This is a genomic window from Brotocaccenecus cirricatena (assembly GCF_020687045.1).
In the GTDB taxonomy this organism is placed as follows: Bacteria; Bacillota; Clostridia; order Oscillospirales; family Oscillospiraceae; genus Vescimonas; species Vescimonas cirricatena.
Genome location: NZ_JAJEPW010000065.1, coordinates 1 through 13,776 on the forward strand (window position 1 = coordinate 1; position 13,776 = coordinate 13,776).

Sequence of the window (13,776 nt, forward strand, 5' to 3'; positions counted from 1 at the left end):
TGCGTACTTCATTAGGGATTGCCTGTAGGCCATGTCCTGTGTTATACTCTTACTCATGAGGAATATGGTCTCCTTTCAGAAAGTTTGGTGTGGTAGCTTAACTTTAACACATGAGGCCCTATTCCTCATACCCTTTTTATTCAATTGTCCAAGATGTATTGTAGTCCTACATCAGTGAGAAGATAAAAAATCTAATAATAGTTGCATTTGTCTCCATCTTATGACATAATAAAAAATGATAAATTATTTAGCAGAAAATAACTTTGGTGGAGATGTAATCTTACGATTGAAGGTTCCAACATAGTATTCTATTTATTGTCCACTTGGCAGAGATGCATCAAATCATAGACTGGCTAGAATGAATATGTGGCACGGTAGATTTTTGCTAAGAACGCCGAAATTAGCACCATTTAAAAGCACATTGTTCTAGGAAAGTATTAGTTTACACTTGGCCTTTCGCGGCTATTGTATTTGGGAATTGGAGGAAAGAATATGCCAAATATTATGTTGACCTATCGCTGCAATCTGAGTTGTCCGTATTGCTTTGCAAATGAATTTGTTAATAAACAGTCGACCGATATTACATTTGAGAACTTTCAGTCGGCAGTACGTTTTATTACAAAAGATGGGCCCGCATTTCTCGGCTTGATTGGGGGTGAACCCACGCTGCATAAGGACTTCAAAAGAATCCTTACGGCAATTATTGAGGACAGAAAGATAAAGGAGTGTACGATCTATACAAATGGATTGGAACTGGATTCTTATTTTGATGAAGTTGCGTCGCCAAAGTTCAGACTACTAGTCAATTGCAATTCGCCCGAGACGATTGGAGAGACGCGCTTTGCAAGAATTGTAAATAATCTAGACATTTTAATTAATCAGCGTTATATGCGAGATCGAATCAATCTTGGAATTAACTATTATTCGGACGATTTAGATTGCTCATTTATTATTGAACTGCTGAAACGGTTTGATTTACATCGAGTTAGATTATCATTGACAGTTCCCGATTTCAGTGTTTGTGGTACAGTCAGTTCCGTTGCATTCTTTAGGCAGAGAAAGCAGAGCCTAATGAAGCTGCTTAAACAATTTTCTGACAACGCAATTGTCCCCTACTATGACTGCAATAAGCCTCCTGTTTGCATTTGGACTGACGACGAAAAGCAGTGGATTCAGGAGTATCTTGACAGATATGGTGTCAAGGAGAGCAACTTATTGGAGACAAATTCTTTGTGTTATCCAGTAATCGATATTCTTCCGACACTTGAAGCCGTACGTTGTTTTGGAATGTCTTCCTTTGAAAAGGTGCATATCCACGACTTTGACACCGTGACCGATCTGGCCTCGTATTTCTTGAACAGGGTAGATTGTGAAGCATATCGTATTGCGGACTGTACGGACTGCCGTGCTTGTTATTATAGGAAGACTCGGCATTGCACGGCTGGCTGCATCGGTTTCAAGTCTGAGTACATCAAAAAGGTTAATGAGTCAGTAGATACCGTGCTTGTTGGCGATTGTTGACTTTGCTAAAGACTTTGTTTTTGACTGAAATGCGAGGACAATGAATGCCACGTTATCACTCGATGACAAATAATTGGCAGGCATGTAAAGCTGGATTATGGAGAAGAAATCATGGAATACTGTCTAAATCTGTGCGACATATTTACAGCCTTGCTTCGTGAATATGAGTGTGTTGAAAACCTGATATCATCAGCTGAGCGTACAAAAAAAGCAAGATATGGAAGGCTTTACCTTGGCTCGTATTTCTGCGATACTTATTTTGTTCAGAATATCCGAAATATTCTGGCAAACGTATATCCATACTGTCTAAAAAATGATGTCAAAGTTACTTTAACAGTACCCGTTTTTTCGGAATTACGGCTGAACGATGGTATTAAACTTATTAATCAGCTCTTAACTCGGTACAAAGATTTGATTGATGAAGTAACAGTCAACGATGTCGGTATGTTGCAGCACTTTAAAAATAGAGCCGGAATAAGCATCAACCAAGGACGGCTTATGCAGAAATACACGCGTGATATACGATATGCGGATTATTCCGACGGAAAATTACGATATTGTGGTTATGCAGATAACTATGAATCGATTGTTGAGGCAATCGAATTCGATGCGTGTGCAAAAACAATGGAAGTTCATATTGGAAGAAAAAAGGTTGTGATCCACCGAGACTATCAATATGCTACGATGGGGAGAATTTGCTGGTTTGCGGGATTTAATCGGGGAGCGTGGGAGAAATTCGACCTCAATTGTCCATGCGATGAGGCATGCGGCAGATCCTTTCTGAGTTGTATTGATCAAGAAGGTCACACATTTTACCAAGTTGGAAAGGCTGTTTACAGCGAACAATCTGCCAGCACGATTGAAACTGACTCAGAGATCCGATTTGCTGATTTTCCGCTTTATCTTTGGATGAGCAAGTATCCCTTGTCCAATTTCAATAAACTGTAAAGGGACGGGCGAATGTATGAATGTTTTGGTGCCAATCAATCACTCAAAAGACATAAAGTCTCTTGCAGAAAGCGGAGCAGACGAGTTCTACGTTGGCTTCTATGAAGCATCTTGGGATTCAAACAATAAGTTCTTTTATGACTTGAACCGGATGTCTGGTTTTGAAGAAGATGCCAACCACTATTCTTTAGCTGAATTGATAGAACCAATTGAAGAAGCACATCGCCTAAGGAAGAAAATTTATGTCACATTGAATGCAGCCTATTACAACCCAGATCAGCTCAAAAAGCTTCATGAGTATATACAAAGGCTGCGGGCATTTAACGCCGACGGTATAATCGTTTCAGATATCAGAGTTGCGGATATTTGCAAGCAAGAAGGAATCGGTGTAGTTGCGAGTACGATGTGTGGCATATACAACACGCAGATTCTAGGTACATATGCCAGGTCTGGCGTAAAAAGAGTGATTGTCCCCAGAGATGTGCGACTTGAAGATATGAAGCGTATGATAGACGCTTTTCCGGAAATTGAGTTTGAGGTATTCATGATGAGAAACGGCTGCAAGTTTTCTGACTCAAACTGCTTGGGTTTCCACTGCTATCCGCATGGTGCTTTGTGCAGGACGCTTAAATTTTCAAAAAGGCAGCTTTGTGGTACAAATCATACCTTCAGCTTAACCCAAAAGTTCTTTTTTAATGATATTATGTTTAAAGAGCTATATGAGCACGAGGCTTGTGGGATGTGTGCAATCTATGATCTTATAGAAATGAATGTTCGCACGCTAAAAATTGTCGGCAGAGCGGCAAAACAAGGAGAAATCGCCAAAAGCATTTCCATTGTAAAAACTAATATTGCGATTGCGGAACAATCCAGTTCCCGAAAGGAATACTTAGAGAACATGATCTTTCCATCCGATACCAAAACGTGCCTGATGGGCTTATCCTGCTACTATCCCGAAATCAGATTTGGAATAAAGGGTCAAATGCTTGACCGCTGTAAGAATTGATTAAAATAATTCTTTGAGCGGCCGATGGTATGCTGATAGCATTGCAGTATGTAGGAACTACGAGCGTCGGTGCCTCTGCACGAGGAAAGCGTAGCGTTAATCTGAGCGAGAAATCGATAGATAAGGGAGATATATATGAATGGATTGCTTTTATGCACACCTGAGTGCAACCTGAGGTGTAAGTATTGTTTTGAAGAAACACTGCATTGTCAAAAAATGCTGCCGATTGACGATATTCGCGAGGCATTTGCTGTTTTTCTGGATCGCCACTTTCGAAAGTTTCTAGAAGAACTAATTGCAATTAATGAGTCCCTTGGACGAAAGGAGACGGATATTACATTCCATGGTGGGGAACCACTATTGATTGGACATGACCTGCTCCGAAAGGGCTGCGAGATTATTAAGAGTTACCCAAATACTACAATTGGGATGCAAACTAACTCGTCTCTGGTAGATGACACCTTTATCGAGTTGTTTTTAAAGTACAACATCCAGATTGGTACCAGTATTGATGGCCCCCAATATATGCACGATGCTTACCGGATTAATGCCGCTGGCGCTGGCTCGTTTGATCGCGTTTTTAGGAACATTATTAAAATGAAAGACGCGGGGGTCGCAGTCGGGGCACTGGCCACTGTGACAGATGTCACCGTTCAATCACCGGAAGATTTTTACAATTTCTTCAAGGATATTAGCCTCGACTTTTCATTTAATCCGTGCTTTACAGATCCTAATCTGCCAAAATCCTATACGCCTCTGGACGAAAAGGCATACATCAGATTTGCAAGAAAGATGTTCGATCTTTGGATCAATGACAAGGAAAGTAATGTTTCCATTACTTGCTTCGAACGAATCATCAGTGCCATGTGTGTTAAAAGTGAAATATACATGGAAGTCTGTTCGTTTATCAAAGATTGCAGCCGGACAACGGTCGCAATTACTCCAGACGGGGACTTTTTTAGATGCTTACATTATTGCATGGATCACAAGAATAGAATTGGTAATATTCAGACCGATAACCTGAATATCGCTCTTGGCAATGAGGCATTTGGTGACCGTTGTAATCGGCTATTTCAGACTGAATGCAAGGATTGTGATATCCAATCATACTGTAATGGCGGTTGCCCGTATGTCGCAGAAGCGATTAACCACACAATCTTCTCTAGACCAAACACTTGTGCTTGTCAAAAGGATATTGTTCATTATATATTTGATTATTACAAGTCGTTTTACAAGGAAAACTGATTCCAATGATAGGAGTAATTATTACTACATTAGAATGTAATCTTTCTTGCCGATATTGCTATGAGCATTCAGAACCGTATCGCGCGAGGATGCCAAGAGTCGCGGTTAACAACGCTTTTACGGATAATTTCGCTGCATGTGAAGAATACATTTCCTGCTTGTCAGAACTCGCAAGAAAAAATGGCCGGACAGTACAGATTATACTGCACGGTGGGGAACCGTTACTAATTGCGCCAAATAATCTTGAGAACCTATTTGCATGGATTCATAGGAACAGCGATGCTGCGATACAAGTTCAAACCAATGGCACATTGATTACGCAAAGAATAGCTGATTTATTCCATCAATACGATGTCGGAGTTGTCGTTAGTATGGATGGCCCTCCGAGTATTCATGACGAATATCGGAAAAATGCCGGTGGGTTTGGTACGTACAATATGGTGATGCGTGCAATCGACCTTCTCCGCAATAACGATGTTGATGTGTCTGCACTTACTACCGTGACAGAATTGGCAGTTAACCGAGCACGGGAGATTTATACGTTTTTTTCCCAATTGGGCGTGGATTTTTCCGTGAATAGGTGCTTCCCAGTTCATGGTATGCAAGGTGGAATTTCAAATCATGCATATCAGACGTTCCTTTCTGATTTGTTCGACCTTTACTGTCCGGTAGATTCGACACATCATGGAATCAAAATACCGTGCTTCGACAGATGCATACACGATTTGAAATGGGATGGCACGGGCTACTTCTATGATCCACATATATCACCATACGTTTCAGTTTTTAGCATTCCTAGGATGATTTTTGGTTTTGCCGCGCTCGGACAGAGCAACCGGTTTAACAGTCTGCCGGAGTATCGGCTTTTTTCTGAGACAATAATGAAAGAGAATTCAATAAATCCGGGAATAAGATTTGAAGGAACCTTGAAAGATGCTGTAATAAGGCATTTGTGCAAGCAACAGGAGAACGACTATATGAGTGCGCTTACACTGGGAGTATAGCTATGAAAAATCTGTATATGATGCAAGCCTGTGATAAACCAGACGGTATCATTTCTATTCCATATTCCATCGGAGTATTGTATGCATATGCGTTTCAAGACTCTGCAATTAAGTCCAATTACCGGTTGGGCGCTTTGCTTGCAGAAAAACTGTCCCCTGAACACTATCTTGATATCCTTGAGGCACCAGATGTCTTCGCCTTTTCCTGCTATATTTGGAATTTTGAGTATAGCAAGCAATTGGCTCAAAGAGTCAAAGAAGCGTATCCTGAATGCATTATTATTTTTGGTGGGCACAGCATACCAATTAGTCAAAGCAAGCTCCTGGAAGAACTCCCCTATGTGGATTACCTGATTCACGGAGAAGGAGAGATTCCGTTTCAAGAATTACTTCTGCATCTGATAGGTCGCTTAAATATAGAATCCGTGAACAATATCTCCTATCGTTCAGGTGCTGTTATTTCGTATAACTATCATCCCAACTGTATAGTTGACGAATATCCGTCACCGTATTTGACCGGTGTGTTTGATAAACTGTTTGACGATCCAGATGCTCGTTATAACGCGACCATAGAAACTAACCGGGGATGTCCATTTCACTGTGCCTACTGTGACTGGGGACTCAACCAATCTCGTATCCGGATGATGGATCTTGACAAGATACTTGCTGAAATAGAATGGATGGGAAAACACAGGATTGTTGTATGCAATGGAGCAGACTCCAACTTCGGCATGTTTCCAAGAGATGTGACTATAGCAAATAAACTTGCAGAAACTAGGAAGAAGTACGGTTTCCCATACAAGTTCTCTGTTTCTTTCAGCAAGCAGAGTGATGAAAGAGTTTTGGAGATATCACGAATACTGAATGCGTGCGGAGTTCTTGCAGGTGTAACAATATCCTTCCAATCGTTGAATCCCGAGACGTTAGAGTTGATTGGACGGCGCAATCTATCTGCAGGACACTTCAAAAAATTAATTACTCAGTATAATAAAGAGAACATTCCTACATACTCAGAGCTTATTTTGGGCCTTCCTGGGGAATCTTATGAAACATTTACCACAGGAATATGTGAGTTGATCGCTGACGGACAATATCGCTATATCAACGTGTATGATTTTGCGCTGCTAGTAAATTCAGAAATTGGAGTTATGTCGGCGGCGGGTGCACACGGGATTAAAACGGTAAGCATGCCGTTGAAAATGTACTACTGTAGGTCTGATCACAACCAAGGTCTAATAAAAGAATACGCAGATATTATAGTTGAGACATCCACAATGTCCCGAGAAGATTGGGTTAATTGCAGGATGTTTACAGCTATTATAAAAGCCTTTCATTCGTTTGGTTTACTGCTCTACGTGGCTTCATTTTTACACCAGCAAGGCAGGATAAACTATAAGGATTTTTACAATCAGCTATATACATGGATAATGGAGAAGAAGCCGTTTCCAATATATGTGGATTTGAAAGCATGGTATTCTGAGGTGTCTACGGGAACTCAGGTTGATGAACCTTCTATAGAATTATATGATGGTGTTCGGATTCCTCCCGAAGAAGCTGCTTTTTTACGAATGGCCGAAAATGCAGGTGGGCTCTATGACGCAATTCGACCATTTCTCATGAGTTTCCTCGATTACAGTATCCCCTGTGGGGATGAGCTTTTACGATTCCAAGAATTTGTGTTCCGAGCAATTTATGATGTGGACTCAAAGAATGTTCAGCAAGGGTTTCAATATGATTTTGTCAACTATTTTAACAGTATCGCTGCTGGCGAAGAGTCAATGTTGAGGAAAAAAACAATTTTGGTTAATTATGAAATAGCAAATAACTTGTTGTTACGTCCCAAAAAAATTTACGTATCCGAATCATAAGTTGATAGGAAAGGTGTGACAATTCTGTATAGCAAATATAAAGATGCAGACCCTCAGCAGACGGTCAAGACAATAAAAGAACATTATGCATCATTACAATTGAACATGGAGTACTCAATAGAAAAGCATATCGACGGTGTTTATTCGGCGTACCTATATGACGTTGATGGTCGATGGAACACCGCAGGCAAAGGAACTACTGAGGCCTTTTGCCTTGCAAGTGCATATGGGGAATCTATGGAGCATCTATGTAATCATTTTGCATTTGATATTAGCAAAACATCAGAGCGCGCAAAAGCATACGGTGGATTTTGCCGCTATTATGATGAAATTCAATTACCAATTGAAGCAATTGAAAAGGTTTCCCCAATAGTATTTCGTGATATGCGGAGCTGTTGCGGAACTAGCAATATTAACAATACAGAAATTATAGAAATCTGGAAAAAAGTCCTTCAATGCAATCAAACTCCGTTTATTCCGTATTTTAATATATCGTCGAGAAAAACCGAATTACTTCCGGATGCGGTTTTGTCAAAATTATGTGGTTCCAACGGCGGTGGCAGTGGCAATACGCCGGAGGAGGCCATCGGGCATGCGCTGGATGAAGCTATTGAACGGTATGTTAAATACAAAATTGTGTTTAACAATTTGACGCCTCCGACAATCCCACGGGAATATATCCGCGAGCAATGCCCAGAACTACATGAAACTATAAAACAAATTGAAGCACAAGGGCGCTTCAACATCATAGTGAAGGATGCGTCTCTAGGAAAAGGCTTTTCCGTTGTCTGCATTCTAGTCATTGATAATCAAACGCAGCGATACTTGACAAATTTTGGGGCGCACCCTCGCTTTGAAATCGCTTTGGAGCGATGTTTAACTGAGTTGTTTCAAGATCATGAGTGCGTTGATTATTTGATAGACCGCGCAGATATGACCGATTGGAATACTTATGAGAGCGAGAACTCTACAAACTTAAGCAACTGGGTATCTCTGCTGCGGGATGACATTGGAAGCGTACCAAATAGCGTGTTTTTTAGGGACGCATCATGGGAATTTGCCCCGTGGAAGATTTTTGATGTATATAACAACAAAATTGGAGTAATTCATCAACTGCAAATTCTTAAGGAAAATGGCTTCGATGTTTTTATTCGAGACAATAGCATCTTGGATTTTCCGGTTTATAAAGTTTATATTCCGTTTCTATCTTTGTCGCATATTATTTTTGACAACAGATTGGCTGATGAGGCCATTATCGTAAATCATTTTTTTGAGTATTTATCTAACGACTTTCCAGTAGATAAAAAGCAAACTGCTTGTGACTGCGCCTTTAGCGAGGATGCGTTTCTGTTAAGAATGCTCTTGCACAACTGGAATCAGGAGCTATTTGACTTTTTATATGCCACCTTGTTGTTTGACATCCATAAACCAGAGAAAGCGGTGTATTTACTCAAACAGACTAGCTTTGCCTGTGCGACATTTCTGAAGAGATACATAGAAATGACACTTTCCGGCATGGATTCGAAGAAGAAAGAAGCACTACTTTATGTGTTTTACGGTGAGAAGTCGATCACTTGGCTAAAACACCTAGAAGCAGGGAATGCATTTGCACTACTTCAAGAGTATTGTCAGCATTCGGGCTTGTTAAAGAAAAACGACACAGACGCAAATAAAGCGGAATGGTTCAAAGATGAATTATATCAAAAAATCAAATCTGCTTCACAAAGAACCCAAATTGATCAAAACCGCATATCGAGTTTGTTGGAAAGCTTTGACTGCACCTGATTGTTATGAATAAGATAATCTTTTTCGAAGGGCTTCACGGTTCTGGAAAGTCAACACTTGCAAAAGAAAAGTCAGCGGAGCTTCGGCGCATTTATCCAAAGGTACAAATTGTCATGCGGTGTGAGAAGCCTTGCCCGATTGACATTTCCAGACTAGCTGTTCTTTCGGAAAAAGAATTCAGGATGTTTATTCATATGATTCGTCCGATTTGCTCCGAGGATGCACATACGATTGAATACCAGCTAATGCGTTTCTCCTCACTTGAGGGTGAACACTATTACGTGAATTGGTTTGAATTTTTGTCTCAGTATCATCTTTGGGATAAGAAAGTTATTTCGTATGCTCTTAACCATGAATTATGCGATGGAAAGGCGGGCTATGAGCAGTATGTAGAAATAACTCGCAATAGATGGAAAGCCTTTGCTAAAGCGATTTCAGATAATACTGTGTACCTGTTTGAAGGTGCGTTATTACAGCATCCCATCATAGAATTGTTGGGATACTACGAATTGGACGATAGTTCCATTGCCCAATATATAAATATTCTGCTGGAAACTGTATGCGAAATATCGACCGAACTAGTCTATATATCAACAGACCAGCCTGAACAACTGCTCTGGCATACTGCCTTAAAGCGGAATGATCAAGGGTATCACTGGATTGACGGCCTAATTAAGCTGGCAACGACTTGTAACTACGGAAAAAAACATGGCCTGCTGGGTTTCCAAGGCGCAGTACAATTTTGCACGGATAGGATGCGTATAGAAAAACAAATTCTTGACCAAGTCACCATAAAAAAGGAGATTATCCTTCATAAGTTCGATTCGTAGGAGTTGCGGTTATGTCTGTAAGACTGCATTTTGTGGAGGGGCTTCCGGGTGTGGGGAAGTCTACATTTGCATATTCTTTGCAAAAACAATTGCTGGGGAGAAATGACGATGTCGTGTATTATAAAGAGGAAACAAGTCAACCAATAGACTTATTTAGGCAAGCGATTATCCCGCAGAAAGCATTTGAAAAAATCTTGACAAAAGTTTCCTCTCAAACAGCACAGTCCATTAAGGATAATTCGTATTTGCTCTATGACGATGTAATCGTGGCATACACTAAGGTGCTATACAATGCATCAGAGATTCAAACAGTTCTTCCGCAGCTGCGTGAGTACGATATTGGGGATGGAAAAGTACCATTTGATACATATAAAGAGCATCATTTCCGGCTGTGGAATTCATTCATTCAGACTTACGGATCAACTCACTGCGCCTTTGTTGCAGAAGGAGCAATTCTACATAATCAGTTGCTAGATATTATCGGATTTTACAATGTTAGCATAGAGGAACTTCTAATTTATTTCCGCGCATTAGCCGATATTGTTCGTTCATTGTCATGTAGAATATATTTGCTCTTACCCGACGACATTGAGAAATTGATTATAATCACGCTACAGGAGCGAGGCACAGGCCCCAATTCCTGGGGAGCAGGTTTCTCTAAATGGATGAGTCTCTCACCATATTGTCAAAAGAACAATTTATCTGGAGTAAGTGGTATGGTCAAGATATATAAGCAAATGAAGATCCTATCAATGCAGATATTAGATCATATTGGGTGTGAGTATGAAGTCATTACAAGAATTATTTGATGTTTTGGGTGGAATGCCATTCTCCTTGTATATTAACTGAAAAAAATGCCGCAAATTATGTTTTTTGTGTTGACAAAGTTGGCGGTCTTGATTATTATAATATTAGATACTTTTTAATCTCGCAACGAAACAATTGAGGAGGTATAAAAATGAGCCAAGATATTAAACTCGACAGTAGCAAGTTTGACATTCCCGAGGATGCCAAAGCGGGTAAGGTGTTTGACCGTCTGATGCATATCAACACCGTAATCACGGAAGAGGGGCTTCACGAAGCTTACTACGAGAGACATGACATGTATTCCGAGCGGTACGGTATTATGTTCTGATGATTTCAAAAGCGGAGGTTTTCGCATCTTGATGTGAGAACCTTCGCTTTTTTCATTAGTTTAGAAAATGCTAGTTATCTCAGCAAGGTTTTCCCATAAAAAGCCTTGCTAGAAGAAGAATCTAATCCTTAGAGCTTTTTCAGATAAAGACGCTCTAGTATTCTCGCTTTGGTATCTGCCGCAGCAGACAGCGGCAAAACATTTTTAACGAGAACATTGAATTTCATTCTTTTGCGTTTTTATAGTATTCCACACCGCATATGTGACACACTTTTAAACATTTTTGCCTATTAGGGGTCAAACAGGCCGATGCTTCCGTCGGCAGCTATGACTGCCACGAGGAGTGCATTATGGATCAAAACACTCTACTTTTGAAGGCTTATGACCTGTTCGTTGATAAATATCCGGATTTCCCTTATCTCCTGAAGGATATTCATTTATGGGCGGTAACAGAGGACGAATACCAAATGGCCTTTCAAAACGCAGCAAAACGCTTAAATCTCCCAATAAAATCAACTACATATCAATTGAAACAATATTCTATCCAACTCAGGGCGGAATTGCTAAAAACACCAGCGCAAGCCATTATTATCTTACACAAATCGCTACTGGAAGCTCCCAATGAATCGCTCAGAATTGTTCTGCACGAATTAGCACACGCATATCATGACAGTATGTTTGAAAATACACCTCCCACTGACAACGTAATGTACTTTCTATTTCAGATTGGTGAACGAATGTGGAAGGAGTGTGCCGCCGAATACTTTTCGGCAAAAGTTCTCCAATTGGAAGAAACGTGGAGCCAAAGTGTGTTAGAACGAGAGTTCAAGTCGCTCCTATATGATCCGTCGCTTTATCCCGAACGGCTTGGCTTCTTCTTCATGAAATGCAGAGCAACATGTACTTCTTCTGTACAGGTTGCTGAAGTTGTCGGTATAAGAAATGAGACAGTTGCCGCAGAAAAGCTTATTGAAGCAATGGATGGCTTACAGAACATTTTAGTGAGTGGGTTGGAGCAATCGGCTACGCTGAGAGCAGACAGTGACTTTTTGGTTCAGCTCGGAATAAAGATTGTAAACTTCGTCTATTGCTATTACCAATTCTACAACCATACTGAGACGTTTTTGAATCAGATAAAAGGATAAGATGATACCAACTTTCACAACACTAAGATTGACCATGCGCCCATTTTGTTCAAATGATGCTGAGTCGTTCTACCGGAATTATGCAGCAGATGCAGAGAATCATAAATACTACGCTGCACCGGTTTATTCCTTTACAAAAGTCAAGCAACTAATTGAATATTGGCATATACGACAAAAACAAGGTGGCGAAGCTCGGTGGGCAATCGAATATAATTTGAATCATGAAGTTATTGGTATTATCGCACTCTATTTTGACGAGCATAGCTTATCTGGGGAAGTGTGCTTTGGGATTGGCAAGGAATATTGGGGAAAAGGGCTGATGCGAGAGGCTCTTGATGAAATTTTTTGTTTTGGGTTTAACATATTGAGGCTAAAAAAAATCATAGCAGCATGCGATGTGCGAAATGTGCGAGCCGTGGGCGTAATCAAAAAATGTGGAATGTCTTATAAAAGGACTGTGCCGGAAGACCGCTCCGATTGTTGCTATTTTGATATCTACGAGAAATCGATAAACTAGAGTAAACAAAGCAATAACTTATGTGCGGAATTGACTTGCTGCAGAAAATGTATGTATTGTGGATTTGAGATGGGTAGTACGAAGTCTGTTTGAATATTGTATTTAATTTTAATAAAGATTGCTCCGATAGGCACACGCCATTCTGTCACCGATAAAGCCAAGAGATCACGAAATCCGCACAGCCATGTCAGCCTTGTTATTTGCTCGGACGGCGCGCCTCTGCGCTACCGGCGGTTTGCTGTGCAAGATCAGGCCAGTGCATGAAATTGGACAGCGTTATCGCAGAGCGGAATAGACCCCACACATGGAGGCGTACCCTTACGGACAAATAATAGCGCAGCACTACCAGCGGTAGATGCTGCGAAAGAAGGCTGCTTGATTGGAGAATCAGGCAGTTTTTTTGATTTGTAGAAAGGAGCGCAGCTATGAACGGTTCAGAGAACAACAATCGCGCAGCGTCCCATGATTTCCAGACGGCACTTGGGCTTCTGGAAGAACGGCTGCGCAGCCTGGAGGATTCAGAAGCCATCATCAACGGTCTGCTGCAAGGCGCAGCGGAGTTTTACGGTGCGGCCAGAGCTTCCGTTGTGGAAGCGGACTGGGATTTGAAAATTGGTCTGCTTACCTATGAATGGTGTGCAGAGGGCGTAGAGCACCAAAAGGACATGCTCCAGTATCTTGCCGTAGAAAGCTTTCCGCGATGGTGTGAATTTCTGTCGCTGAACTGGCCTATTGTCATACCGGATATGGAAGCAATCAAAGATACATACCC

The 13,776-nt window shown here is 40.9% G+C and carries 12 protein-coding genes and 1 pseudogene; all 13 read left to right on the forward strand.

Going from position 1 to position 13,776, the window contains the following annotated elements:
* The first annotated feature begins 492 nt into the window (after window positions 1–492).
* Window positions 493–1,521 carry a radical SAM protein gene (locus LKD37_RS14620; protein ID WP_302929865.1) on the forward strand — a complete coding sequence of 343 codons (1,029 nt, stop codon included), beginning with the start codon at window positions 493–495 and terminating at the stop codon, window positions 1,519–1,521.
* A gap of 111 nt (window positions 1,522–1,632) precedes the next feature.
* Window positions 1,633–2,469, forward strand: a complete 837-nt coding sequence (locus tag LKD37_RS14625; protein WP_302929866.1) for a hypothetical protein — start codon at window positions 1,633–1,635, stop codon at window positions 2,467–2,469.
* 16 nt (window positions 2,470–2,485) lie between these two features.
* Window positions 2,486–3,475 (forward strand): peptidase U32 family protein, encoded by a 990-nt coding sequence (locus tag LKD37_RS14630; protein WP_302929867.1) that lies wholly within the window; start codon window positions 2,486–2,488, stop codon window positions 3,473–3,475.
* Window positions 3,476–3,610: 135 nt separating this feature from the next.
* Entirely contained in the window at window positions 3,611–4,720 is a 1,110-nt protein-coding gene (locus LKD37_RS14635; RefSeq protein WP_302929868.1) for a radical SAM/SPASM domain-containing protein, read from the forward strand.
* 5 nt (window positions 4,721–4,725) lie between these two features.
* Window positions 4,726–5,724, forward strand: a complete 999-nt coding sequence (locus LKD37_RS14640) for a radical SAM protein (protein WP_302929869.1) — start codon at window positions 4,726–4,728, stop codon at window positions 5,722–5,724.
* A 2-nt stretch (window positions 5,725–5,726) separates the two neighbouring features.
* Window positions 5,727–7,592: a B12-binding domain-containing radical SAM protein gene (locus tag LKD37_RS14645; protein ID WP_302929870.1), complete on the forward strand. Its 1,866-nt coding sequence runs from the start codon at window positions 5,727–5,729 to the stop codon at window positions 7,590–7,592.
* 15 nt (window positions 7,593–7,607) lie between these two features.
* Window positions 7,608–9,377, forward strand: coding sequence for a YcaO-like family protein (locus LKD37_RS14650; RefSeq protein WP_302929871.1), 1,770 nt, complete (start codon window positions 7,608–7,610; stop codon window positions 9,375–9,377).
* Between the two features lie 5 nt (window positions 9,378–9,382).
* On the forward strand, window positions 9,383–10,207 hold the full coding sequence (locus LKD37_RS14655; protein WP_302929872.1) for a P-loop NTPase family protein: 825 nt from the start codon (window positions 9,383–9,385) through the stop codon (window positions 10,205–10,207).
* Window positions 10,208–10,218: 11 nt separating this feature from the next.
* Window positions 10,219–11,016, forward strand: a complete 798-nt coding sequence (locus tag LKD37_RS14660; protein WP_302929873.1) for a P-loop NTPase family protein — start codon at window positions 10,219–10,221, stop codon at window positions 11,014–11,016.
* 149 nt (window positions 11,017–11,165) lie between these two features.
* Window positions 11,166–11,342, forward strand: a complete 177-nt coding sequence (locus LKD37_RS14665; RefSeq protein WP_302929874.1) for a hypothetical protein — start codon at window positions 11,166–11,168, stop codon at window positions 11,340–11,342.
* Window positions 11,343–11,692: 350 nt separating this feature from the next.
* Entirely contained in the window at window positions 11,693–12,487 is a 795-nt protein-coding gene (locus tag LKD37_RS14670; protein WP_302929875.1) for a hypothetical protein, read from the forward strand.
* Window positions 12,488–12,521: 34 nt separating this feature from the next.
* A complete protein-coding gene (locus tag LKD37_RS14675) occupies window positions 12,522–13,004 on the forward strand; it encodes a GNAT family N-acetyltransferase (RefSeq protein ID WP_302929876.1) in 483 nt (160 codons plus the stop codon).
* Window positions 13,005–13,429: 425 nt separating this feature from the next.
* Window positions 13,430–13,776: pseudogene (locus LKD37_RS14680) on the forward strand (hypothetical protein); the annotation flags it as partial.